The following is a 24045-nucleotide window of genomic DNA, read 5'->3' on the forward strand; positions in this document are numbered from 1 at the left end:
CAAGCACGGGGCGACGGCGGATTTTAAGGGTCGTTCTGTACGCAATAAGAGGCAGTAACTCGGGCGATCGCTTCCCTAGCCCCCGTCAGTGCACGAACCGCGCCACCACATCCCGGTAGCTCCGGCTGACCTTCACCTGCGCGCCTGAGCCGAGCACGAGGAAGCACTCGCCATTGGTGTGTGGCTTCACTTCTTTCACCAGATCGAGATTGACGATCGTCGAGCGGTGCACGCGCTGGAAGCGGCGCGGGTCTAGCCGCTTTTCCAGATCCTTCATCGTCTCGCGCAGGACGAAGTTATTCTCGCCGGTGTAGATCACCATGTAATCGCCCGCCGCATCGATGCGTTCGATCGTGTCGATGTCGACGCGGAAAATCTGGCCGCGATCCTTGATGTTGATGAGCTTTTCGAAGCGGCTCGACGACGGCGTCTCGGCACTCTCGACCAGATTTTCGACCGAGTCAGGCGCGACTTCGGCCAGCACTTCCTTCAGCCGGTCGACTTCCTCCGCCCCGCGTTTCTCCGCCAGACGTTGGCGGACGCGGTCGAGCGTGTCGGCGAGGCGGCTCTCCTCAACAGGCTTCATCAGATAATCGGTCGCCTGCGCTTCGAACGCGCGGATCGCGTGATCACTATAGGCCGTCACGAACACGAACAGCGGCGGTTCGACTTCCATCAGCCCCTGGACGACCGAAAAGCCGTCAAAGCCGGGCATCTGGATATCGAGGAAAACGAGGTCGGGCTTGTGGGTCTTGATGCTGCGGATCGCCTCGCGACCGTTCTGGCAGGTGTCGATGATCTCGACGTCGTCATGCGCTTGCAGGCGGAGCTGTAGCCCCTGGATCGCGAGCGTCTCATCGTCGACGAGAATGGTACGTATCGTCATGCGGCCTCTTTCACCCGTTCTTCGAGTTCGAACGGAATTTCAATTTCGACTCGGAAACCGCCCCCGGGCGCCTGCCCGGTCTCAAATCGGTGGTCGGGCCCGTAAGCCTGCGCCAGCCTGTCCCTGATATTGGCAAGTCCGACCCCGGTTGAAAGGCTGGGGCGCGATTTAGTTTCACTCAAGCCCGGTCCGGTATCGGATACGACGATCTGCACGCGTTCGCCGACCAGTTGTGCAACCACCTTGATATCGGCACCACCTTCCTGCGGCGTGACCGCATATTTGATTGCGTTTTCAACGAGCGGCTGGAGCAGCAGCGACGGCAGCCGTGCCTTGGCAACGCGCGGGTCGATCGAGAAATCGGGGCGGAGCCGCTCTTCGAAGCGCATCTTCTCGATTTCGAGATAGAGTTTGAGCGTTTCGACTTCCTGCGCGATCGTGACATGCGCGGTCGGCTCATTGGCGAGCGTGTAGCGCAGGAATGACGACAGGCGGCTGAGCATCATGTTCGCGCGTTCGGTCTGCTTGAGCAGCACCAGCGTCGAGATCGAATTGAGCGTGTTGAACAGGAAATGCGGGTTGAGCTGATAGCGCAGCATTGCCAGTTGCGCGCTCGACGCCTGGCTCCCCAAGCGTTCGAGCTGGTCGATCTGGTCCTCGACGATCAGGTAGAAGTTGATCCCGAAATACAGCGCCGACCACCCGGCCAGCACGATGAAGTTCAGGAACAGCGTCGCCAGCACCAGCGACAGGTTGATGCCGGGGCTGTCGAGCTTGATGAACGAGAAGGAAAAGGCGTCGAGCACCGAATAGAGCATCGTCGCCAGCCCCAGCGTCACCGCGCTCAACAGCACGAACGGAACGCGCGGCAGTGTGCGGAAATAGCCGTACAGCGCCGACAGCAGCAGCGTGATGCAGTAACCGACGATCGATTCGATCACCACCGGGATGATCGCGGTCAGCGGCAGGCCGTTCGATATGCTCGACACCGACCGCAGCAACAGATAGCCGGTCCACCCCGCCGCCTGCAAAATCCAGAACGCGCGGTTCTTGCGCTCGAAGAACGGGCGCGAGATGATGTCAGGCCGGTGGCGGCGGTCGATCGCGGGTGGGGGCGGCGCTAGCGATGCCATGCCCGCTTATACCCGCTGACAAGCGCATCGGAAGGGGCGTATGTTGCGCGCAGAGGGAGAGAGACGATGAGCGACGCCGAGCTGATGGCAGACCGCGCCCAATTCACCGCGATGATCGAGGGCACGCAGGAAGACTGGACGACGATTGCCACCCATTTTCGCGATTTTTCGAAAGGGCTGCCCGATCGGGTGCTGACGCATCTGAAGCTGCTCGACGGCGATTATGGCGGCTTCCCGGTCGACCGGCTCGAACATTCGCTGCAGACCGCGACGCGCGCGTGGCGCGACGGGCGCGACGAGCCCTATGTGGTAACGGCACTGCTCCACGACATCGGCGACACGCTGGGGAGCTTCAACCACCCCGAGATTGCCGCGGCGATGCTGCGCCCGTTCGTGAGCGAGGAACTCCACTGGATTGCCAATAATCACGGCGTGTTCCAGGGCTATTATTATTTCCACTATCTCGGCATGGACCGCGACCTGCGCGAGCAATATCGCGGCCACCCGCACTTCGAAGCCTGCGCCGAATTTTGCGAGAAATACGATCAGGCGGCGTTCGATCCGAATTACGAAAGCGCGCCGCTCGATTTCTTCGCGCCGATGGTCGCGCGGGTGATGGCGCGGCCGATCAACAGCATCTACGCCAAGGTTTGAGCGGCACGCACCGGCGCTCTGCGCCTCGGCCACATCGCGCCATTAGCCCAAAAGAAAACCGCCGCTCCCTCGGGTGAGGGAGCGGCGGCTGATGTTCGGCCGTGACCGGGCGCTTAGAAGGTGAAGCGCGCGCCGATACGGATCGAGTAGGTCGATGCGTTGAAGTTCGGCGCAAGGTTCGTTTCCGGCGCGCGATAGGCCGAGAAGCGATACTGTGCGCAGTTCTGCGACGTGTTGGTGTTGACGATGCCGGCCCCCGGCGTAGTACCCGTCGCGACCGGCGCGCTGAGGCACTGGACGCTGACGACAGCCGCCGAACCGATCGACCGCAGACCACCCCAATCGGCGTTGATCAGGTTGGGCAGGTTGTTGATGTCAGCGAAGATCGCGATGCGCGACTTGCCGACGAACAGCGGGATTTCCTGCTCAAGGTGAAGGTCGATGCGAGTCACCGCACGGTTGCGCGCAATGTTCTTGGCGGTCACCCGGCCACGATAGTTGCGCAGCGCCGTGTTGTTGATCAGCGTGTCGAGGGCGTTCTGCGTGTCGACCGAGTCATAGCTGACGATCGGATCGTTGGTGCCGGTCGGCACATAGAGCAGGTTCGACGGCGCGTTCGAGGTCAGGACGGTACCGAAGACCGACGAGCGCGTGCTGACGTTGTCGAGCATGTAGAAGCTGAACGGGTTGCCCGCGCGGGTTTCGCCGAACAGTTGGATCTTGGTGCGATAGTCCTTGTAGAAGGCATGATCGTAACCGATGCCGTACTTGAACTGCCAGCGCGTCTGGTTGTCCGAGGTGCCGAGCACCGGGATGTTCGGGTCAGCAAACGTCTGGAAGCGGTAGTTCGAGTTCGGCGTCGATGCGCTCGCGCTGCCGACGTCGCGCACATCCTGCAGGATGTAGGCGCCGTTCAGCGACAGACCGAAGTCGAACTGCTTGTCGAAGCGGATCACGCCGATGTGGCTGCGGCCACCCTCGGTGTTGTAGGTGACGACGTCCCAGCCGTTGTCGTTGAAGCCGAGGCGACCGGTGTAGCGCGTGCGGCCATCCGGCAGGCGGCCGATCGCGATCGAGCGTGCATCGTAGAACGCCACGTCGTTGCGCGTCTTCGAGAACAGATAGTCTGCGCCGAAGTGGATGCCGAAGAAGTCCCATTCAGCCGACAGCGTGGCCTTCAGCGACGTCGGCAGCCGGAAGTTTGGCGACAGTTCCGCGGTGTTCGTGCCGGCTGCCGCCGTCCCGCCCTGCGCGAACTGCGTCAGGAGCGGATTGACGTTGGCGCCGATGTTGTTGAGCGCGGCCGCGCAAACCGCGGCGGTCAGGTTGGCGGTGCCAGTGCAGCCTGGTGCCGTCGCCGACCGCGTGATCGTCAGCGAGTTCGTGGTCACCGTGTTCGAGAAGCTGTTGGACATATAGATGTCCGGGTTGCCGCCCGCCAGAATGCCGACGCCACCATGCAGGCGCAGGGTCGGCGTGACCTTCCAGTCCATGCTCAGGCGCGGTTCGAAGGTTTCCTGGCCGGCATAGGTGTTCAGGTTGCTGAAGCCGGTGCGATCGGTGAACGCTTGGTTGAACACCGGCCGTTCGTTCATCGCATAGATGTTCCAACGGAAACCATAGGTGACCGTCAGACCGGGGGCCGGACGCCAATCGTCCTGAAGGCCGACCGAAATCTGGTCATAGCGGAACCGCGCGGCAGCGCCGGTTGCGCCGGGAACGACCACGGCGGCGTACTGGATCTGGTTGGCGTTGCCGGCCTGGAAGTCGGCGAGCGAGTCGAAGTAATAGCTGCCCAGGCTGTTCGGCACGAAGTTGTTGAACGTCGCGTTGCGGGTGAATTCCGCCAGCAGCTTGAGTTCGTGATTGTTCATGCTCAGGCGGCCGAGGAACGAGCCGCTGTAGGTGTCGGTGCGCAGCGTGTTGGTCTGGCGGAAATTGTCCGGACCGAAGAAGATGCGCGGCACGCCGGTCGAACAACCCGTCGTGCTGCCAACCGAGGTTGCGTCCTGACAAATCTGGAACTGCGAATTGCCGCGGCCGCCCAGCGGTTCCTGACCGCGGACATAGCTCTTGTAGCTGAAGCGGATTTCGGTCGACAGCGAGCTCGACCAGGTCGAGTTGAGCTGGGCGATACCAGCGCGGAGCAGTTCGCTCAGCGTATAGGCGTTCGACGTCAGGCCGTAGGACGGCGTCGTGCCCGAGGTCGAGGTGTTGTTCGGGCTGACGAGCGAGTTGTAGGCGTTGACATAGGAGATCGACAGACGCTGACCGTCGGTGATGTTCCAGTCGATGCGCGTTGCGAACTTTTCGTCGAGGCGCGGGTTGATGCGCAGCACGTCGCCATAGGCAGCACCGGTGATGCCGTAGCGCGGCGCGGCAGCGAGCGTGCCGAGCGCGGTCACCTGCGTCAGCGCGAGGCCAGGGATGTTTTCGGGCTGCGTGCCGAACGAGCGCGGGTCGCTGTTCTTTTCGTAGGAGAACATCAGGAACAGCTTGTCCTTGATGATCGGGCCGGCGATCGTCGCACCATAGGTTTCCGACTTGAAGCGCGGCAGGACCAGCCGGGTCGCGCCGATGCGGTCGCCCGACAGGCCATCGGTGTTCTGCGAATAGAAACCGGTCAGGAACAGCTGGTTGGTACCCGAACGCAGCACGGCGTCGATCACGCCGCCCTGATAATTGGTCTGGCGAATGTCGAAGTTCGCCGCCGAGGTCGTCACCTGGCCGAGCGCGTCATAAGGCACCGGACCGCGGATGTTGGGGCTCGCGTCCTGGTTCAGACCGAAGGTGTCGCCGACGGTCACGCCGTTGATGGTGAAGCGGTTGAAGCGCGGGTTGACACCGGCGAAGCGGATCGCGCCGCCGCGGTCGGTCGAGTTGCCGAGATCGAAGGTGGCGAACGGGTCGCGGCGCTGGATGTCGCGGATGTCGCGGTTGACCGAGGCGACCTTCGAGATGTCGTCGGCGTTCAGCGTGGTCTGCACGCCCTTCGAAACGTTACCTGCGCCGCGGATCTTCGACGCGGTCACGACGACTTCGTTCGACGACTCAGCGCCGAGTTCGATCGGCAGGTCATAGGTCTGCTGGACGACCGTGTAGATGTCGGTGACCGAGGTGTTGCCCTGGCTGCTCTGGACTTCGACGGTGTAGGGACCGCCGACGCGCAGGCCGGGGAGAGTGAACTGACCGTCCGACGACGTCGTCGTGCTCAGCCGGGTGCCCGATGCGACGTCGGTCGCGGTGACGGTCGCGCCCGCAACCGGTGCGCCTTCGCGCGTGACCGAACCACGGATGATCGAGGTGGTTTCCTGCGCGTTGGCCGCTGCCGGAATGATGAGCGCAGCCGCTGCCACGCCCAGAAATAGCTGATGTCGCATAATATTCCCCTTGAGACGACGAGTCGCTTGATAGCGCGGTGTCTTTCACCGTCGGCGACGGCCCCTGCACCGCTATTATTTCGCTTCTATGACAGCGCCGACCGTGGGAGATTAACCCTGCATTAAGCTGATGGTGCGTTGCAAAAAGGCATCACTGGCAAGGTCGGCTTTTCGCTACGAAGCGGCAACGATCGCCGCCCATCCGGCCTCATCAATCACTTCAATGCCCAATTCGGCGGCTTTCTTCAGCTTCGATCCGGCGCCTGGCCCTGCGACGACCAGATCGGTCTTGGCCGATACCGATCCCGCCACGCGCGCGCCCAATGCCTCGGCCTGCGCCTTGGCTTCGTCGCGGCTGATGGTTTCGAGGCTGCCGGTGAAGACGATGGTCTTGCCGGTGACCGCCGACGCGCGGACGGTCGAGACGAAGTCGGCGGGCGTTACTTGGCCGAGCAGGTCCGCCCAGGCGGTGCGGTTATGATCTTCCGCAAAAAACGCGATCAGTGCGTCGGCGACGACCGGGCCGACGCCCTCGACCGAGGTGAGTTCGGCGCGGGCGGCTTCGTCGTCGTGGGCGCGGATCGCTACATCGGCGACCTTGGGTACGCTGCCGAACGCCTTGACCAGATCGCGCGCCGTCACCGCACCGATATGGCGGATGCCCAGACCAAAGAGAAAGCGCGCCGGATCGGGCGTCCGTCGCGCCTCGATGCTGGCGAGCAGATTGTCGACCGACTTTTCCTTCCAGCCTTCGCGCGCGAGCAATGCGTCGCGGTGCGCACGCAGGCGGAAGATATCGGCGGGGCTGTGCAGCCAGCCGAGATCGAAGAGTTCAATGATCGTCTTTTCGCCGAGGCCATCGATGTCGAGCGCGCCGCGCGACACGAAGTGCTTCAGCCGCTCGACGCGCTGGGCGGGGCAGATCAGCCCGCCGGTGCAGCGGACATCGACTTCGCCGTCCTCACGCACCGCGTCGGATTGGCATTCAGGGCAGACCTTGGGGAAGGGCCAACTCCCTCGCGCCTCATCGCGCGAGAGATTGTCGACGATCTGCGGGATCACATCGCCCGCGCGCTGGAGCACGACGCGGTCGCCGGGCCAGACGTTCAGCCGCGCAATCTCGTCGGCATTGTGAAGCGTGGCATTGGTGACGACGACGCCGCCGACTGTTACCGGTTCGAGCCGCGCGACGGGCGTGAGCTTGCCGGTGCGGCCGACCTGAATGTCGATCGCGCGCAAGGTGGTCTGCGCCTGCTGCGCGGGGAATTTATGCGCAAGGCCCCAGCGCGGCGCACGCCCGACGAAGCCCAGCCGCGCCTGCCATTCGAGCCGGTCGACCTTATAGACCACGCCGTCGATGTCGAAGGGCAAGTCGGCGCGTTCGGCCTCGATCGCCTTGTAGGTCGCAAGCGCGGCATCGAGACTGGCGCCGGGCTGGAACTGTGCGGTAACGGGAAAGCCCCAGCCGCGGATCGCGGCGATGACTTCGGACTGGGTCGTGCCGCGCAGGGCGCTCGCTTCGCCCCAGCCCCATGCGAAGAAGCGCAATGGGCGGCTGGCTGTGACGCTCGCATCCTTCTGCCGCAGCGATCCGGCGGCGGCATTGCGCGGATTGGCGAACTGGCGCGCTTCCTTGCCCGTCGCTTGCGCCTCGGCGGCGAGCCGCGCGTTGAGATCGGCGAAAGCGGCTTTCTCCATGTAGATTTCGCCGCGCACTTCGAATGTGTCGGGGGCGTCGGCGGGAAGCGTGGCGGGGATGTCGGCAATCGTGCGGACATTGGCCGTCACATCCTCGCCAACCTGCCCGTCGCCGCGCGTAAGCGCGCGCACGAGGCGGCGGCCTTCGTAGCGGATCGAGCACGACAGTCCGTCGATCTTGGGCTCCGCCGTCAGCGCGACCTCGGCATCGTCGGCAAGCGACAGGAAGCGGCGGACGCGGCCGAGGAAATCGGCGACATCTGCGTCGCTGAACGCGTTATCGAGGCTGAACATCGGCCGCGCATGCGCCACCTTGGCGAGGTGCGCGGCGGGCGCGGCGCCAACAATTTTGCTCGGCGAGTCGGCGCGGATCAGGTGCGGGAAAGCGGCTTCGATTGCCGCATTCGCGCGGACGAGTGCGTCATATTCCGCGTCGCTGATCTCGGGCGCGTCATCGGTGTGGTAGCGCCGGTTGTGATGCGCGACCTCAGCGGCAAGCCGTTCGAGCTCGGCGGCGGCTTCAGCGTCGGTTGCGGGGAGCGGCGGCATCGGCCTTGGCTACCGATGGCGGCGGCGGGGATCAAGCGACCGATCCGGATTATCGGCTTTCGCTCGACCCCGGAAATGCGAGCATCGGACGCTAAGCTCCCGGCGGGCTGCCGGAACAAAATGGCTAGGCTTGTGTCTGCGAAACGGAGCCGACCTTGTGTCGTGCCAAAAATTCAAACAGAACGACAACCAAGCCATAGCCAGCGAGCACGACCGTGCACCAAATGGCGGGCCAAATCATCGTCTGACCGCCGCTGCCGTCGCCAAAGCCAATGGCGGCAAAAACCAGCATCACGAACAAATACCCGGCCAAACTGACCCCGAATCCAAGGCGCATGTTGGCGGCAATTTTAACGGCCTGCTGGACCGCGTGCTGTTTGTCCTTCTCGTCGCGATTTTCGGTGAGGTCTGACGTCGCGATATTGAAAGCGGCCGCCAGCGCCATCAGCGATTCATTCGAGGCCTTTTCGCCATTTTCGATGCGTTGAACGGTTCTGACGCCGATGCCTGCCAAATCGGCAAGATGTTCCTGGGACCAATGCCGGTCCTCGCGCAGCTGTTTCAACTTTGCCGCATCCAAGCTTATCGACATCTGCTACTCCCGTGATCCGGCGTTGACCCGTGGTCGCCGTTATGGCCGAACGGGACGGCACACGCTACGTCACCAGCCCGCCATTGATCCGTCAGTTGCAGGCCGGGTTCGTTGTATCGGGCGTGGCAGAACAGCCCTCACGCCGCCTCCAGCAACCGTACCGCCTGCGCCCGGGCTTCGTCGGTAATCTCCGCGCCCGACAGCATCCGTGCGATTTCCTCGCGGCGTTCGTCGTCGCTTAGCGTGCGGACACCGGTGCGCGTGACCGTCCCATCGTGGCTCTTGGCGATCAACAGGTGATGCGCGCCGCGCGCGGCGACCTGCGGGCTGTGCGTTACCACCAATAGCTGGGTGCTCTCGGCCAGCCGTGCCAGCCGCTCGCCGATCGCACTCGCCACCGCACCGCCGACGCCGCGGTCGATTTCGTCGAAGATCATCGTCGCCGCCCCGCCGCGCTCGGCCAGCGCGACCTTGAGCGCCAGGATGAAGCGCGACAATTCGCCGCCCGAGGCGATCTTGGTCAGCGGAGCAAAAGGCGCGCCGGGATTGGTCGATATCTCGAACTCGACCCGGTCCTTGCCCGCGCCCGACCAGGCCTCCGCCCCCAGCGGCGCCACTACCGTGCGGAAGCGGGCGGCGTCGAGCTTCAAGGGCGCCAGTTCGCGCTTCACCGCTGCGTCCAGCCGTTCGGCGGCCGCAATGCGGGCCGTGGTCAGCGCCGCCGCGGCATCGTCATAGGCTGCCGCCGCAGCACTGGCATCGGCGGCAAGCTTGGCGATGCTGCCCGCGCCGCCTTCGATCCGTTCGAGCTTGGCGGCAAGCTCCTCGGCCAGCGCCGCGAGATCGTCGGGCTGGACGCGGTGCTTGCGTGCAACCGCACGCAGTTCGAACAGTCGCGTCTCATCGGCTTCGAGCTGGGCGGGATCGAAGGCGAGCGCGCTGGCTGCCGCGTCGATACGGTCTTGCGTCAGCGTGGCATCGTTGATCGCTCGGTCGATCGCCGCGAGCGCGTCGCCGAGTGCGTCATGCTCGTCGGCAATCCGCTCGAGGATGCGCGCCGCTTGCCGCAGCCGCGACAGACCGCCGTCGCTGCCGTCGAGCAGGTCGGCAATCGCTTGCAGGTCGACCGCGATCTTTTCGCCGCGCTGCATGTCGGCGCGGGCGGCGGCGAGCGTCGCTTCCTCGCCGGGCTCGGGGGCGAGCCGCGTCAGTTCGGCGACGGCGTGCTCCAGCCATTCACGGTCGCGCGCGGCACTGTCCTGCTCCGCGCGGGCAGTGGCGAGCGCGGCTTCGGCAGCGCGCCACGCCGTCCAAGCATCGGCAGCGGGCCGTCTGTCGATCCGCCCGAAAATGTCGAGCAGCGCGCGGTGCCCGGCGGGGCTCAGCAGCCCGCGATCGTCATGCTGGCCGTGGATTTCGACCAGCAGGCCGCCAAGGGCACGCAGCAGCCCGGCCGATGCCGGCTGGTCGTTCACAAAGGCGCGGCTGCCGCCGTCGGCCTTGACGATACGGCGGATCAGCAGCGGTTCGCCGCGATCGAGGTCGAGGCCATTAGCCTCGAACAGCTCCGCGATCGGGCCGTCGGGTGCGGGCGGATCGAAGGTCGCGGTCACCACCGCCTGGCTGGCACCCTGCCGCACCAGTCCGCTGTCACCGCGCGCGCCGAGCGCCAGCCCCAGTGCATCGAGCAGGATCGACTTGCCCGCGCCGGTCTCGCCGGTCAGCACGCCGAGTCCCGCCCCGAAATCGAGATCGAGCGCGTCGATCAGCACGACGTCGCGGATGGCAAGCGCAGTCAACATCGCGCTTGTCTCTGCCCTAAGCCATCGCCGCGTGAAAGAGGGTCAGGCCTGCTTTTGGAAATGCGCAAGTTGCGCATGCCAGACGAAATTGGCGGTCCGCCAATTTCTGAAAAGGCTCTCAGGCGTCCTTCTTGACCTTGGGCGGCTTGACGCGCTTCTCGCGCTTTTCACGGATATCGCCGTTGCGCGCGATCAGCTTATAGGCGCGATCGTACCAGACGGTCCCGGGATAGTTGGCGCCAAGCACCGCCGCGGCCTTCTTCGCTTCTGCCGGCACGCCGAGCGCGAGATAGGTTTCGGTCAGCCGCATCAGCGCTTCGGGGACGTGCGTCGTGGTCTGGTAATCGTCGATGACGCGGCGGAACCGCATCGTCGCGCCAAGCCATTCGCCGCGCTTTTCATAAAAGCGGCCGATCTCCATTTCCTTGCCCGCAAGGTGATCGCGAACAAGGTCGATCTTCAGCCGCGCGTCGGCGGCATAGCGCGATCCGGGATAGCGGCGCGACAGTTCGCCGAGCGCGTCGAGCGCCTGCTGGGTGATCTTCTGGTCGCGTGTGACGTCGGAGATCTGCTCATAATAGCAGAGCCCGATCAGATAATAGGCATAGGGCGCGTCGCGGTTGCCGGGATGGACCGTGAGGAAGCGCTGCGCCGATTCGATCGATTTGGTGTAATTGGCATCGAGATAATAGCTGAACGCGCTCATCAGCTGGGCACGGCGGGCCCACACCGAATAGGGGTGCTGGCGCTCGACTTCGTCGAACAGCACCGCCGCCTCTGGATAGCGCCCGCGATCGAGAAATTTCTTAGCGCTGGCATAGAGCGTCGACACGTCGCGCGCGACATAAGGCACGTCGCCCTTCGACCGGTTGCCGCCGCAGGCAGCGAGCGGCAGGGCACAGGCGCCAATCAGCGCGAGCGTGGCGAAGCGGGACGTTGGGATACGCATTGCCGCTTCATTAGCCGAGCCGGGCTTGCGCGAACAATGGTTTTTCGTGCGAGGGGCGCGGCAGGCGGATCGGATGGCGCGGCGGGCGCGTTCGCGCTAGAGGCCATGCCCAGCGGAGAACCTAACCGATGCCAGCCACGCTGCTTACCACCCGCCGTGTCGAAAAGCCCTGGGGCAGCCATAAGCTGTGGCCGGGCTTTGCCGATCCCGCGCCGGGTGCGCCGCCGGTCGGCGAAGTCTGGTTCGAAGCACCGGGCGAGCCCGACCTGCTCATCAAATATCTGTTCACCAGCGAGAAACTGTCGGTCCAGAACCATCCCTCCGACGAAGAAGCGCACAAGCGCGGGCTGCCGCGCGGCAAGGACGAATGCTGGCTGATCCTCGCCGCCGAACCCGACTCGACGATCGCGATCGGCCCCAAGGCGCCAATGACCGCCGACGAGCTGCGCGCGGCGGCGCTCGACGGGTCGATCGAGCACAAGCTCGACTGGAAACCGGTGCAGGCGGGCGATTTCTTCTATTCGCACTCGGGCGTCATCCACGCGATCGGCGCGGGACTGACGCTGATGGAGGTCCAGCAGAACAGCGACACCACCTATCGGCTCTACGACTATGGCCGCCCGCGCGAGCTGCATCTCGAAGACGGCGTCGCGGTCGCGGAGCTTGTCCCTTATGTCGCGCCGTCGGCCCCCGGCGAGGTCGCGCCGGGGCGGACGATTTTGGTCGAAGGCCCGAAATTCGTGCTCGAACGCTGGGGTGGTGGCGCGCGCGACATCGTGCTCGGCGCGGGGCGGCAGGGCTGGCTGATCCCGGTGACGGGGGCAGGCAACGTTGGCGGCGTCCCATTTGAAGCCGGCCAATGCGTGCTGGTCGAGGGCACCGAAAAGCTGGACGCCGATGCGGGCAGCGATCTGCTGTTCGCTTATTCTGGAGACAGTCGACTGTAGCGAGCGAGGGGAGGCGGCAATGGCGGGTGCGGGGCTGGAATGGTGGCGGAGCGGACGCGGCGCGCTCGGCCGGATGAAGCCGCTGCTCGGCGACTGGGCCACGGACGCTTCCGGCCCCGGTGGCACCGGGACGATGCACTGCACGCGCAGCTTCGCGCTTTGCCTCGGCAACAGCCATGTGATGCTGAACGCACGCTGGCAGCTTGGCCCGTCGAAAACCTATGAGGAAATCGCGCTGTTCGGCAAAGCCACCGACGGCCTCGTGTTCCACTCCTTCACTTCCGACGGCAAGCGTTCCAACGGCGTGGCCGTCGATGCGCCTGACGTCCACGCGCTTGCGGTCGCGTTTGAAGCCGACATGCCTGCCGGGCGGGCGCGGATGCTCTATTGGCCGGCCGAAGACGGCGCGCTGTTCTTTGCGGTCGAAAGCCGCACCCAAAAGGGCTGGAACCGGTTTCTGCAGCACCGTTATCACCGGACCGCCCCGAATCCTTAACCCGGGCGCGCTATGGCACGCGCGATGCTGCGGGTCCTGACGCTATCCACGCTGTTCCCCGATGCGACGCGCCCCAATTTCGGGGTGTTCGTCGAACGGCAGACGCTCGGGCTGTCGCAGCTACCGGGCGTTGAGTTGCGCGTCGTCGCGCCGATCGGGGTGCCGCCATGGCCGCTGTCGGGCCATGCCCGCTACCGCGCTTTTACCGATGTGCCGCCGCAGGAGAACTGGCGCGGGCTCGACGTGCGACGGCCGCGCTTCCTCAATCTGCCGGGGACCGGGGGGCGATTTCATGCGGGTGCGCTGGTGCGACGGTTGAAGCCGCTGCTGACCGAACTCCGCCGCGATTTCGCGTTCGATGTGATCGACGCCGAATTTTTCTTCCCCGATGGCCCCGCCGCCGTTGCGCTAGGCAAGCATTTCGGCGTGCCGGTATCGATCAAGGCGCGCGGCGCCGACATTCACCTCTGGGGGCAGGGCGCGACCCGTGGGCAAGTGCGCGCGGCCGGGCAGGCGGCGGACGGCATGCTGGCGGTATCGGCGGCGATGAAAGCCGACATGGTCGCGCTCGGGATGCCCGAGGACCGCATCATGGTGCACCACACCGGCGTTGACGCGACGCGCTTCGGGACAGTGACGCGGGGCGAGGCGAAGGCTGCGCTCGGTATCGCCGGGCCGATCGTGCTGTCGCTCGGCGCGCTGGTCGCGCGCAAGGGGCATGACATCGTCATCAATGCCGTTGCCGCGCTGCCCGAGGCGACGCTGCTGATCGTCGGCGAAGGACCGGAACGCGCGAAACTCGAGGCGCAGATCGCCGCGCTGGGCCTCGGCGAGCGCGCCGGGCTGCTCGGCGCGGTGCCGCATGCGGAGATGGGGCGGCTGCTCCCCGCCGCCGATGTGATGGCGCTGGCCTCAGCGTCCGAAGGGCTCGCCAATGCCTGGGTCGAGGCGCTGGCCTGCGGCGTGCCGATCGTCATCCCCGACATCGGCGGCGCGCGCGAAGTGCTGACCGATCCCGCCTATGGCCTGATCGCCGACCGCTCGCCCGCGGCCTTTGCCGAAGCGATCGGGATGCTGATCGCCGCCCCGCCGCCGCCCGAACGGGTGCGCCAGGGCGCCGCGCGCTTCAGCTGGGATGCCAATGCCGCGGCGTTGAAGGCGCATCTGGAGCGGCTGGTGGCGGGGGGTTAGCGCCCGTTCACTGGACATGAACCGTCATCCCCGCGCAGGCGGGGATCCATAGGCATGGCGCGTCGTTCGCGCTTCAAATCTCAGCCAATATGGATTCCCGCCTGCGCGGGAATGACGGACGGGTCTGGGCGGGGCCGATCCCGCAATCGTTCAATGCGCGGCCTTGCGCTTAGGCATCAGCTTGAGCGCCACTATGATCACTGCGCCGATCACGATCCCGACGATCGCCGATCCAATCGCGGTAACCAGCCACTCGACCGCCGCTTCGCCCGCCGGCAGCGCATGTGCCGCGCCGACGGCAAGCTCGTGGATCAGATGCTCGGGCGCCTTCCAGCCGAACTCCGCGAGCGCGTGGACGACGATGCCGCCGCCGACCCACAGCATCGCCGCCGTGCCGATCACCGACAGGATGCTCAGCAGCACCGGCATCGTCTTCACCAGCGCGCGCCCGATCGCGCGCGTCGTCGCCAGTTTCCGCTTCGCCATCGCCAGGCCGATGTCGTCCATCTTCACGATCACCGCGACGACGCCGTACACGCCCGCCGTGATGCCGAACGCGACCGCGATCAGCGCCAGTGCCTGATTGAGCAGCGGCTGACCCTCGATCGTGCTCAGCGCAATCGCCATGATTTCACCCGACAGGATGAAATCGGTGCGGATCGCCCCGCTGACCTGCCGGTCTTCTAGCTGCCGGGCGTCGAGCTTGACGATCGCTTCCTCGGCATGCGGTTCGTGGCTGAGTGCATGGACGATCTTTTCGGCGCCTTCGAAGCACAAATAGGATCCGCCGACCAGCAGAAGCGGGGTGATTGCCCAAGGCGCGAACGCACTCAGCAGCAGCGCGGCGGGGAGCAGGAACACCAGCTTGTTCTTGAGCGACCCCACCGCGATCTTGCCGATGATCGGCAATTCGCGGTCGGGCGTCAGGCCGACGACATAGCTTGGCGTCACTGCCGCATCGTCGATCACCACGCCCGCCGCCTTGCTCGCCGCCTTGGCCGAAGCGCCCGCGACATCGTCGAGCGATGACGCCGCCAGCTTGGCGATTGCGGCAATATCGTCGAGCAGCGCTACCAGTCCGCCGGGCATGTCTTTCCCCTTAGTTGTCGCACAATGTCCGTTCGGGCTGAGCTTGTCGAAGCCCTGTTCTGCCTTGTGAGCGATCGCAGCAGAACTACGGCCCTTCGACAAGCTCAGGGCAACCGGAAATTGGAGCTTGCGAGTGGTTTTTAGGCGCAGCCTGTCACGCCGCCACGCCCTCCAGCGCCTCGCTTGCCTCCAGCCACGCCGCTTCGGCTGCCTCGAGCTGTTCGGCGACATCGGCGCGGCGCTTCATCAGGTCGCTCATCGTCAGCTTGGCAAGGCCCGGCGCCGCCTTCGACGGATCGAACATCGCCAGATCGATCGCGCTTTGCTCCGCCGTCAGCTTGACCACCCGTGCCTCGGCCTCGCTCGCGGCTTTCTTCACCGCCGCCAGCCGGTCGCGCTCGGCAGCCGCCGCCTTCTTGTCCTTTTTCTTGAAGCCTTCGCCACTGCCCTTGGGCTGGTTCTTGCCGAGGATCAGGTCGGTATAATCGTCGAGGCTGCCCGAATATTCCTTCGCGGTGCCGCCATCGACGAGCACCAGCCGGTCGGCGGTCAGCTCGATCATGTGACGGTCGTGGCTCACCACCACCACCGCGCCCGAATAATCGTTGAGCGCCTGCACCAGCGCCTCGCGCGCGTCGACGTCGAGGTGGTTGGTCGGCTCGTCGAGGATCAGCATGTGCGGCGCGTCGCGGGTGATGAGCGCGAGCGCGAGCCGCGCCTTCTCGCCACCCGATAGCGCGGCGACCTTGGTCGTCGCCTTCATCCCCGAAAAGCCGAACCGCCCGAGCTGCGCACGCACCGCCGCGGGCGACTTGCCGTCCATTGCCCGCGTCATGTGTTCGAGCGGGGTGTCGGCGCCGTCGAGTTCCTCGACCTGATATTGCGTGAAATAGCCGACGCGCATCTTGCCCGATTTCGACACATCGCCTTCCATCGCGGGCAATTGCGCCGCGAGCAGGCGCGCGAGCGTGGTCTTGCCATTGCCGTTGCGCCCCAGCAGCGCGAGCCGGTCGTCGGGGTCGAGCCGCAGGTTCAGCCGCTGGAGGATCGGCTTTTCGGTATAGCCCACTGCCGCCATGTCTAGCGTCACCAGTGGCGGGCGCAGCGGCTCAGGGCTCGGGAAGTCGAAGCTCAAGGTCGGGTCTTCGGCCATTGCCGCGATCGGCTGCATCTTCGCCAGCATCTTCATTCGCGACTGCGCCTGCTTCGCGGTCGAGGCACGCGCCGAATTGCGCGCGACATAATCCTGCAGCTTGGCGCGCTGCGCTTCCTGATTCGCCCGCGCGGCGGCGAGCTGGGCGATGCGTTCGGCGCGCTGGCGTTCGAAATCGTCATAGCCGCCGGGGTAGAGGAACACCTTGCCCCCCTCCAGATGGAGGATGTTGTCGACGACATTGTTGAGCAGGTCGCGTTCGTGGCTGATCACGACCATCATCGCCGGATAGCTCTTCAGGAAATTTTCGAGCCACAGCGACGCTTCGAGATCGAGATGGTTCGACGGCTCGTCGAGCAGCAGCAGATCGGGTTCGGAGAATAGCAGCGCGGCGAGCGCGACGCGCATCTTCCACCCGCCCGAATAGCTGTCGAGCGGGCGCGCCTGCATTTCGTCGTCGAAGCCCAGCCCGACGAGGATCTTCGCCGCCCGCGCCTCCGCCGTATAGGCGTCGATCGCCTCCAGCCGCTCGTACAGCTCGGCGATGCGATCGGGATCGTGGCAATGCTCGGCCTCGGCGAGCAGCGCGGCGCGCTCGGTATCGGCGGCGAGCACGGTTTCGAGCGGGGTCGCGGTGCCGTGCGGCGCTTCCTGTTGCAGATAGCCGATCCGCGTCTTGCGCGGCATCTCGATCTCGCCCTCGTCGGGGTCGATCGCGCCGATCATGACCTTCATCAGCGTCGATTTGCCCGCGCCGTTGCGCCCGATCAGCCCGACCCGGCTGCGCGGCGGCAGCGCCGCGGTCGCGCGGTCAAGGATCGTCCGCCCGCCAAGGCGCACCGTGATGCCGTTGAGATTGAGCATGCGCGGGCGGGTAGCATGGGTTGGGGTTTGGTGCGAGGGGCCGCAAAACGAAACGCCGACCCCTATGCGACGACGGGCGTCAGCTCGCGTGTTCGAACACCACGCGCCAGTGGTCGTTGCGTCGTTCCCAAAGCTGCGTGGAGATGCCGCCCATCAACCGCTTTCCATCCCGGGAGATCGACCAGCGCACAACCAGCAGCGCAGCATGATCCGACAGATCGCGCTTGTGCAGAACCTCCCCCGAAAAAGTCCCCATCTGGTCAGGATGATTCGAAAAATCTGCCCGCATCGCGTCAGCGAATTCCTTGAGGCCGAATTCGATGCCCGAACGGTTGACCCAAGTCATCGCAGGATCGTCGAGATAATAGGCGAGCGCCTCCTCAAGCCTGCCGTGATTCCAAGTGTCCCGCTGGGCGTGGAAGCTGGCTTCAGCATTTGCGGAAGGCGTAGCGGGAACGGGCGCTGCCGCGATCAGCACCAACACAGCCGCGCGCATCATGCTGCCCGAAGACGCGCAACAAGCCCTTGGCCGATGATCGCTTCCCAGCCCGCCGTCAGCGACGCGCTCAGATTGGGGCCGATCCGACCGAATACCGAGTCGGTCAGACGGATCACAACCGTCCCCTCTGTCCCGCCAATGTCGAGCCCGATGTGGAGGAGCGAGGTCGCGGGCCCGCCGTACCGGCTGGCGAGCTGGCCGGCGAGATCGATTGATTTGCCCGGTTCGACAGCCACGACGCGGTACCACTCAATACCCGCGCCACTGTCTGCCCTTTCAGCCAGCGATCCGCCGAGCACCGCGTCGAGCATCATCGTCGCGCCCGCCGGCCCCGCCCGATGTTCTAGCGGCCACCATTCGCCCACCTGGCCGGTCAGCACCTGCCATACGGTCTGCAACGATGCAGATACCGTCCAGTCCATAGCGACTTCGACGATCTGTGCCTGAATTTGGTCTGGAGTCGTCATGTCGGTCCCCTCCGAAAGTTGCTGGACGGTGGTGAGCGCCATCGCAAGGCCATGCGCGCGCGGCGGCATCCAGCGCTGATAGAGTGCCGCTAGCGGCGCGCGGTTGAGATGGTTGAGCCGAAACTTGCCGTGACGCCGCGCCGTGATAAGCCCGGCCTGCTCAAGGATCGCGATATGCTTCATCACCCCGAAACGGGTCATCGGCAGGCCCTCGCACAGGGCAGATGTCGTCTTTGGGCCTTTGCTCAAAACATCGACCAGATGGCGACGGGTGGGGTCGCTTAGCGCCTGCCAGAGATCGGGCCGCGCGAGGGTTGAATCGGCCACTGCATACATGTGACCATATGGTCACATGATACCGGTTGCGTCAAGGCTCGTATCGACGCGTGCTGACTTGCTTGGAGCATTATCGCCCATTGCATCCCCCGCCGCCCCGGCGCACCTTCGTCTGCAAATAAAGCGAGGTGAGGATGATCCGGGGCGTCAGCCAGATTGGAGTGCGGGTTCGGCATGCGGGCGAGATCGCGCCGATCGCGCGGTGGCTCGCGGCGGTGCCGGATGCGGGCGGCATGTGCTGGCGGGCGGCGAATGTGCAGCTTGTGGTGGCTGAGGGTGCGGACGATAGCGGCGCGGCGCTCAAGCCGCATGAGCAGGGCATCACTCATTTCTGCCTGCAAGCGCGCGATCCGTGGCCGATGTTTGACGATCTTGCCGCGTCGGACATCCGCTTTACCGCGCCGCTGACGACGCTCGGCAATGGCACGCACTATGCCTATGGCGCGCTGCCGTCCGGCCCCTTCATCGAGATCGAAAGCGCGACGTTCGTGCCCGAAGCGATCAGGGGCGCCTGGGTCGCGCATGTCGCCTTTGCCACGCCCGATCTGCGGCGGCTGAGCGGCTTCTACACCGCGCTGACGGGGCGGGCCTTTACCGGCGGGTTCAGCGTCCCGCCGCGTGCCGAGAACGGCATCATCACCGGCTATGACAATCCGGCGATGCGCGTCGGCTGGGTGCCGTGCGGCAACATCATGCTCGAATTCTGGCAATATGCCTCGCCACCGACGTTGCCGCGCGACGCCCTGGCGCCCGACGCACCGGGCTATACCGCGCTGGTGTTCGAGGTGACCGGGCTGGGGCAGGGGACCGAGGCGCTCGCCGCCGCCGGAGTCGCCGATCTGTCGCCGGTGCGGCGCGAGGAGGACGGCGCGCTCTATGCGCAGGGGCGCGATCCCGATGGCAATGCGATCGGCTTCGTGTGTTTCGACGACGTGCCCCATTCGCCGCGGGCGCTCGCCGCACTCGACGATCCCTGGCTGATGCCGCGCCTCAGCGCGCTGCGTTCGACGCTGCCCCCGCCCCATTTTCGACCGGAGATGACATGGTGACACCACTTGCAGGACAAGTCGCGCTGATTTCGGGCGCGGCCAAGGGCATTGGCCTCGCGACCGCGACGCGGCTCGCGCGCGACGGCGCCGACATCGTCGCGCTCGATCTGGCGGGCAGCGATGTGAGCGCGCTGGCGGCCGCCGTGGCCGAGGCGGGGCGCGGCCTCGAAGTCGTCGAAGGCGATGTCAGCACGCCCGAGGGCTGGGACGCGGCAGTCGCTGCGGCAGTTGCGCGGTTCGGCGGCATCGACATTCTGGTCAACAATGCCGGCATTTCGGGGCCGTTCGCGCCGATCGAGCGCTATCCGATCGAGGATTTCGACCGGGTGATGGCGGTCAACGCACGCGGCAGCTGGCTCGGCATCCGCGCGTGCATTCCCGAACTGCGCAAGCGAAAAGGTCGTGTGGTCAACATCTCGTCGACCGCCGGGCTGGGCGGCCCGCCGACGATCAGCGGCTATACGATGAGCAAGCACGCCGTGATCGGCCTCACCAAGATGGCCGCGATGGGGCTCGCTGCAGACGGCATCCGGGTGAATGCGGTGTGCCCGTCGCCGACCGACACCGACATGATGCGCGGGCTCGAAGTCGGGCGCAGCGACGCCGAAGCGCGGATGATCCGCGCGCGCTTCGAAGCCGATTGCCCGCTCGGCCGCTATGCCGCGCCGGAGGAGATTGCGGCCGCGATTGCGTTTCTGGCGGGGCCGGAATCGTCGTTCGTCACGGGCGCGATCCTGTCGGTCGATGGCGGGGTGAAGGCGCGTTAGCAGTTGCGGATGCTGGTCCTTCGTCATTCCCGCGCAGGCGGGAATCCATAGCGGCTAACATCGCGGCTGGTCACTGCGTCCGGCGATTATGGATCCCCGCCTGCGCGGGGAAGACGGGCGGTGGTGACGGAGAAGGGCGTTAGGCCGCCAGCAAGCTCGTCGCGCCGCCCAGATCGACCGATACCAGCCTGCTCACCCCCTGTTCGATCATCGTCACGCCGAACAGGCGGTGCATCCGGCTCATCGTCACTGCATTATGGGTGACGATCAGATAGCGGGTCGCGGTCTCGCGGGTCATCGCGTCGAGCAGGTCGCAGAAACGCTCGATATTGGCATCGTCGAGCGGCGCGTCGACTTCGTCGAGCACGCAGATCGGCGCGGGGTTGGTGAGGAACAGGCCAAAGATCAGCGCCACCGCCGTCAACGCCTGCTCGCCGCCCGACAGTAGGGTGAGCGATTGCAGCTTCTTGCCCGGCGGCTGGGCCATGATCTCGAGCCCGGCTTCGAGCGGATCGTCCGAATCAACGAGCGCGAGATGCGCCTGCCCGCCGTTGAACAGCGTCGTGAACAGCCGCCGGAAATGCGCGTCGACGGCCTCGAACGCGGCGAGCAGACGCTGGCGCCCCTCGCGGTTGAGCGTGCCGATCGAGCCGCGCAGCCGGTTGACCGCCTGCCCCAGCTCCTCGCGCTCCTCGGCGTTCTTGATGCGCGCGGCATCGATTTCGGCGAGTTCGGTGTCGGCGACGAGGTTGACCCCGCCCAGCCGCTCGCGCTCCAGCGTCAGCCGCTCGTGGCGCGCGGATTCGTCGGATGGCCCGCGCACTTCGTCGGGGCGGAAGCCGACGCGCTCGGGAAGCAGGACGGGCGGGCATTCGAAGCGCTCGCCCGAGACGCGGCCGAGTTCGACCCGGCGCGCTTCCTGTGCCTCCGCGCGCGCGGCGGCGCCGGCGCGGTGCTCGCGCGCCTCGGCAAGCCGTTCGGCGGCTTGCGCGGCGACCTGCTCGGCGGTGCGCAAGGCGGCTTCGCCTGCGCGTTCGGCGGCTTGCGCGGTGTCGGCGTCGACGCGCGCGGCGGCGTGCTCGGCGTCGACTTCGGCGATGCGGCGGTCGAGGATGTCGGGGCGGACGGCGAGGATCGCGGCTTCTTCGGCGAGCGTTTCGGCGCGCTTGGCCATGTCGGCGATGCGGCGGACAGCATCGCCCGAGCGGGCGCGCCAGCTCTTCGCTTCGGCCTGCCCCTGCGCGAGCCGGTCGCGGTCGGCGGCGAGTTCGCGGTCGAGCGCGGCGCGGCGCGCACGGGCGTCGGCGGTGGCGGCGCGCGCGGCTTCGGCTTCGCGGCTGAGGGTGGCGACGCGGGTGCGGGTGGCGCTGCCGTCGGGAAGCGCGGCGATCGCGGCGTCGGCGCGGGCGACGTCGGCCTGTGCTTCATCGGCTTCGGCTTGGGTGCGGCGCTGGCGTTCCGCGAGGTCAGCGCGCTGCGCCTCGACGCGCTCGATCGCGGCGGCGGCGCGGTCTTCGGCGCGGGCGGCGTCGCGCGCGCGGGTTTCGGCGGCGTCGAGCAAGCGGCGCGCGTCGGCGGCGGCGCGTTTGGCCTCGGCGATCGTCTCGTCGATCCGGGCAAGTTCGGCTTCGGCAGTTTCCACCGCCCGGACGGCAGGCGCCCGCGCCTTTTCGAGCGCGCGCAGCCGGTTCATCCGTTCGAGGCGTTCGGCTGCCGCCGCCCCGCCCGAGCGCGCGACGAAGCCGTCCCAGCGGCGCAGCGTGCCCATGGGCGTCACCAGCCGCTGGCCGACCGCGAGTGGCTGGCCGTCGTCGCTCTCGGCGACGAACACCTGGGCGAGGCGGCGAGCCAGGGCGGCGGGCGCCTTGACCTGGGCGGCGAGCGGCGTGGCGCCCTGCGGGGTGCCGGGATCACCCGGAAGCGGCTGCGCGCCCGCCCAATGCCGCTCGCCCGCCGGGTCGAGGCCTGCCTCCAGATCGTCGCCAAGCGCGGCGGCGAGCGCGCGTTCGAAGCCCGGATCGGGCTGGAGCGCATCGAGCACGCGGTCCTTGCCGCTCGCCCGCGTCGCCTTGGCGAGCGCCGCGCTTTCGCTGTCGATCGCGGCAAGTTCGGCGTGCGCCGTAGCGCGGGCGGATTGCGCTGCGTCGCGTGATTCGCGCGCGGCGCGTTCGGTGCCGTCGGCGCGGGCGAGGCTGGCGCGCGCCTGCTCGGCATGCGCCAAGGACTGCGCGCGATCGGCCGCTGCAGCGTCGCGCTGGGCGATCAGCGGTGCCGGGTCGGCGAGCGCGCGGGCTTCGGCGGCGACGCGGGCGGCATCGCGCTGCGCCCGATCGAGCCGCGCCCGCGCCGCGGCAAGCGCGGCCTGCGCCACCCGCGCATCGGCGGCTTCGGTCGCCTGCTCGGCAAGCGCCTGCGCCAGTGCCACCTCGGCATCGCGCGCGCGGCGCTCGACCTCGGCAACGGCGGCTTCGAGCGCGGGCAGTTGCGCCGTCGCGGTCGCGAGCCGAGCCTCGATCGCCTTGGCCTCCTCGGCCAGTCGGGCGGTGGCGGCGGCGGCATCCTCGGCGAGCGCCCCCTCACGCTCGCGGTCGGCGACGAGGCGCGCCTGTGTGTCGGCAAGCTCGGCGATGCGGCGCACGGCGGTCTCGCGCTCGGCCTTCAGCCCCGCGAGCGCATGCCCCGCCTCGCTCGCCCGGTCGCGTGCGGCAAGCGCCGTCGCGCGCGCGGTGGCGAGCGCCTCGGTCGCGGCATGCTGGTGCGCGGCGGCGGCGCGCTGGGCTTCGGCGGCCTCTGCAACCCGCGCTTCAGCAGCACTCGCCTCCGCCTTCGCTGCATCGGCCGCCGCGGCCGCATCGCGCCAGCGCGCGAAGATCATCCGGGCCTCGGCCGTGCGAATCTGGTCGGACAGCGCGCGATAGCGCTCGGCCTGCTTGGCTTGGCGGCGCAGGGCCGCCACCCGCGCTTCCTGATCGGCAATCACCTCGTCGAGTTTCGCCAGATTGGCCTCGGTCGCGCGCAGCCGCTGTTCGGCGTCCTTGCGGCGGACGTGGAGCCCGGCGATCCCGGCGGCTTCCTCGAGCATCGCGCGGCGCTCGGCGGGGCGGGCGTTGATCACCGCGCCGATCCGCCCCTGGCTGACGAGTGCTGGCGAATGCGCGCCGGTCGCGGCATCGGCGAATAGCAGTGCGACGTCCTTCGCGCGCACGTCGCGCCCGTTGATGCGATAGGCGGAGCCCGCGCCGCGCTCGATCCGGCGGACGATCTCGGTTTCCTGATTGTCTTGGCCGTCGATCAGCATCGACACTTCGGCAAAGTCGCGCTGCGGCCGCGTCGCGGTGCCGGCGAAGATCACGTCTTCCATCCCGGCCCCGCGCAGCGATTTGGCGCTCGCTTCGCCCATCGTCCAGCGCAGCGCCTCGAGCAGGTTGGACTTGCCGCAGCCATTGGGGCCGACGATGCCGGTCAGCCCGGGTTCGATGCGCAGATCGGCGGGATCGACGAAACTCTTGAAACCGGTCAGCCGCAGCCGCTTGATCTGCACCCG

The 24045-nt window shown here is 66.7% G+C and carries 18 protein-coding genes; 6 read left to right on the forward strand and 12 right to left on the reverse strand.

All coding sequences use genetic code 11. The features are described from left to right. Positions 1 to 85 precede the first annotated feature (85 nt). Complete coding sequence (locus tag AX672_RS06150) at positions 86 to 886, reverse strand: LytR/AlgR family response regulator transcription factor (RefSeq protein WP_066649937.1); 801 nt, start codon at positions 884 to 886, stop codon at positions 86 to 88. Beyond that, positions 883 to 2019: a sensor histidine kinase gene (locus tag AX672_RS06155; RefSeq protein WP_066649943.1), complete on the reverse strand. Its 1137-nt coding sequence runs from the start codon at positions 2017 to 2019 to the stop codon at positions 883 to 885. The genes AX672_RS06150 and AX672_RS06155 overlap by 4 nt, the downstream gene beginning before the upstream one ends. A gap of 84 nt (positions 2020 to 2103) precedes the next feature. Between AX672_RS06155 and AX672_RS06160 the strand changes: the two genes are divergently transcribed. Beyond that, positions 2104 to 2673 carry an HD domain-containing protein gene (locus tag AX672_RS06160; protein ID WP_066650097.1) on the forward strand — a complete coding sequence of 190 codons (570 nt, stop codon included), beginning with the start codon at positions 2104 to 2106 and terminating at the stop codon, positions 2671 to 2673. A 113-nt stretch (positions 2674 to 2786) separates the two neighbouring features. On the opposite strand, the gene AX672_RS06165 is transcribed toward AX672_RS06160, so the two are convergent. The 5 genes from AX672_RS06165 to AX672_RS06185 form a co-directional block, all read right to left on the reverse strand. Continuing rightward, a complete protein-coding gene (locus AX672_RS06165; RefSeq protein ID WP_066649945.1) occupies positions 2787 to 6053 on the reverse strand; it encodes a TonB-dependent receptor in 3267 nt (1088 codons plus the stop codon). 174 nt (positions 6054 to 6227) lie between these two features. After that, positions 6228 to 8300: an NAD-dependent DNA ligase LigA gene (gene ligA / locus AX672_RS06170; protein WP_066649947.1), complete on the reverse strand. Its 2073-nt coding sequence runs from the start codon at positions 8298 to 8300 to the stop codon at positions 6228 to 6230. 124 nt (positions 8301 to 8424) lie between these two features. After that, positions 8425 to 8892: a helix-turn-helix domain-containing protein gene (locus AX672_RS06175; protein ID WP_066649950.1), complete on the reverse strand. Its 468-nt coding sequence runs from the start codon at positions 8890 to 8892 to the stop codon at positions 8425 to 8427. A gap of 137 nt (positions 8893 to 9029) precedes the next feature. Then, the gene (gene recN, locus AX672_RS06180) at positions 9030 to 10694 is read right to left on the reverse strand and encodes a DNA repair protein RecN (RefSeq protein WP_066649952.1); all 1665 of its coding nucleotides are present in this window, start codon (positions 10692 to 10694) and stop codon (positions 9030 to 9032) included. 118 nt (positions 10695 to 10812) lie between these two features. Next, positions 10813 to 11643: an outer membrane protein assembly factor BamD gene (locus AX672_RS06185; RefSeq protein WP_066649954.1), complete on the reverse strand. Its 831-nt coding sequence runs from the start codon at positions 11641 to 11643 to the stop codon at positions 10813 to 10815. A 128-nt stretch (positions 11644 to 11771) separates the two neighbouring features. On the opposite strand from AX672_RS06185, the gene AX672_RS06190 reads away from it, so the two are divergent. The 3 genes from AX672_RS06190 to AX672_RS06200 are packed head-to-tail and all read left to right on the forward strand — an operon-like array spanning position 11772 to position 14277. Beyond that, on the forward strand, positions 11772 to 12590 hold the full coding sequence (locus AX672_RS06190; RefSeq protein WP_066649956.1) for a class I mannose-6-phosphate isomerase: 819 nt from the start codon (positions 11772 to 11774) through the stop codon (positions 12588 to 12590). Between the two features lie 19 nt (positions 12591 to 12609). Further along, positions 12610 to 13086 carry a hypothetical protein gene (locus AX672_RS06195; RefSeq protein WP_066649961.1) on the forward strand — a complete coding sequence of 159 codons (477 nt, stop codon included), beginning with the start codon at positions 12610 to 12612 and terminating at the stop codon, positions 13084 to 13086. Between the two features lie 24 nt (positions 13087 to 13110). Beyond that, positions 13111 to 14277 (forward strand): glycosyltransferase, encoded by a 1167-nt coding sequence (locus AX672_RS06200; protein WP_066650099.1) that lies wholly within the window; start codon positions 13111 to 13113, stop codon positions 14275 to 14277. A 150-nt stretch (positions 14278 to 14427) separates the two neighbouring features. Here the strand turns inward: AX672_RS06200 and AX672_RS06205 are convergent, their stop codons facing one another. The 4 genes from AX672_RS06205 to AX672_RS06220 form a co-directional block, all read right to left on the reverse strand. Beyond that, entirely contained in the window at positions 14428 to 15366 is a 939-nt protein-coding gene (locus AX672_RS06205; protein WP_066649962.1) for a DUF808 domain-containing protein, read from the reverse strand. Positions 15367 to 15520: 154 nt separating this feature from the next. Continuing rightward, a complete protein-coding gene (locus AX672_RS06210; protein WP_066649964.1) occupies positions 15521 to 17383 on the reverse strand; it encodes an ABC-F family ATP-binding cassette domain-containing protein in 1863 nt (620 codons plus the stop codon). 79 nt (positions 17384 to 17462) lie between these two features. After that, positions 17463 to 17867 (reverse strand): nuclear transport factor 2 family protein, encoded by a 405-nt coding sequence (locus AX672_RS06215; protein ID WP_202189255.1) that lies wholly within the window; start codon positions 17865 to 17867, stop codon positions 17463 to 17465. An 11-nt stretch (positions 17868 to 17878) separates the two neighbouring features. After that, entirely contained in the window at positions 17879 to 18685 is an 807-nt protein-coding gene (locus AX672_RS06220) for an ArsR/SmtB family transcription factor (RefSeq protein WP_066649968.1), read from the reverse strand. A gap of 134 nt (positions 18686 to 18819) precedes the next feature. Here AX672_RS06220 and AX672_RS06225 point away from each other — a divergent pair, with 134 nt between their 5' ends. Beyond that, positions 18820 to 19734, forward strand: a complete 915-nt coding sequence (locus AX672_RS06225) for a VOC family protein (RefSeq protein ID WP_168727365.1) — start codon at positions 18820 to 18822, stop codon at positions 19732 to 19734. Continuing rightward, a complete protein-coding gene (locus AX672_RS06230; RefSeq protein ID WP_202189257.1) occupies positions 19731 to 20501 on the forward strand; it encodes an SDR family NAD(P)-dependent oxidoreductase in 771 nt (256 codons plus the stop codon). Before AX672_RS06225 ends, AX672_RS06230 begins: the two co-directional genes overlap by 4 nt. A gap of 139 nt (positions 20502 to 20640) precedes the next feature. Here the strand turns inward: AX672_RS06230 and smc are convergent, their stop codons facing one another. Continuing rightward, complete coding sequence (smc, locus tag AX672_RS06235; protein WP_066649977.1) at positions 20641 to 24042, reverse strand: chromosome segregation protein SMC; 3402 nt, start codon at positions 24040 to 24042, stop codon at positions 20641 to 20643. Positions 24043 to 24045 lie beyond the last annotated feature (3 nt).

It is taken from the genome of Sphingomonas sp. CCH10-B3, assembly GCF_001556185.1.
Classification (GTDB): domain Bacteria; phylum Pseudomonadota; class Alphaproteobacteria; order Sphingomonadales; family Sphingomonadaceae; genus Sphingomonas; species Sphingomonas aquatica.

Excerpts from the sequence above, each read along its gene's own strand:
- AX672_RS06150 (WP_066649937.1), bottom strand. The coding sequence starts at position 886 with ATGACGATACGTACCATTCTCGTCGACGATGAGACGCTCGCGATCCAG.
- AX672_RS06155 (WP_066649943.1), bottom strand. The coding sequence starts at position 2,019 with ATGGCATCGCTAGCGCCGCCCCCACCCGCGATCGACCGCCGCCACCGG.
- AX672_RS06160 (WP_066650097.1), top strand. The coding sequence starts at position 2,104 with ATGGCAGACCGCGCCCAATTCACCGCGATGATCGAGGGCACGCAGGAA.
- AX672_RS06165 (WP_066649945.1), bottom strand. The coding sequence starts at position 6,053 with ATGCGACATCAGCTATTTCTGGGCGTGGCAGCGGCTGCGCTCATCATT.
- ligA (WP_066649947.1), bottom strand. The coding sequence starts at position 8,300 with ATGCCGCCGCTCCCCGCAACCGACGCTGAAGCCGCCGCCGAGCTCGAA.
- AX672_RS06175 (WP_066649950.1), bottom strand. The coding sequence starts at position 8,892 with ATGTCGATAAGCTTGGATGCGGCAAAGTTGAAACAGCTGCGCGAGGAC.
- recN (WP_066649952.1), bottom strand. The coding sequence starts at position 10,694 with ATGTTGACTGCGCTTGCCATCCGCGACGTCGTGCTGATCGACGCGCTC.
- AX672_RS06185 (WP_066649954.1), bottom strand. The coding sequence starts at position 11,643 with ATGCGTATCCCAACGTCCCGCTTCGCCACGCTCGCGCTGATTGGCGCC.
- AX672_RS06190 (WP_066649956.1), top strand. The coding sequence starts at position 11,772 with ATGCCAGCCACGCTGCTTACCACCCGCCGTGTCGAAAAGCCCTGGGGC.
- AX672_RS06195 (WP_066649961.1), top strand. The coding sequence starts at position 12,610 with ATGGCGGGTGCGGGGCTGGAATGGTGGCGGAGCGGACGCGGCGCGCTC.
- AX672_RS06200 (WP_066650099.1), top strand. The coding sequence starts at position 13,111 with ATGCTGCGGGTCCTGACGCTATCCACGCTGTTCCCCGATGCGACGCGC.
- AX672_RS06205 (WP_066649962.1), bottom strand. The coding sequence starts at position 15,366 with ATGCCCGGCGGACTGGTAGCGCTGCTCGACGATATTGCCGCAATCGCC.
- AX672_RS06210 (WP_066649964.1), bottom strand. The coding sequence starts at position 17,383 with ATGCTCAATCTCAACGGCATCACGGTGCGCCTTGGCGGGCGGACGATC.
- AX672_RS06220 (WP_066649968.1), bottom strand. The coding sequence starts at position 18,685 with ATGTATGCAGTGGCCGATTCAACCCTCGCGCGGCCCGATCTCTGGCAG.
- AX672_RS06225 (WP_168727365.1), top strand. The coding sequence starts at position 18,820 with ATGATCCGGGGCGTCAGCCAGATTGGAGTGCGGGTTCGGCATGCGGGC.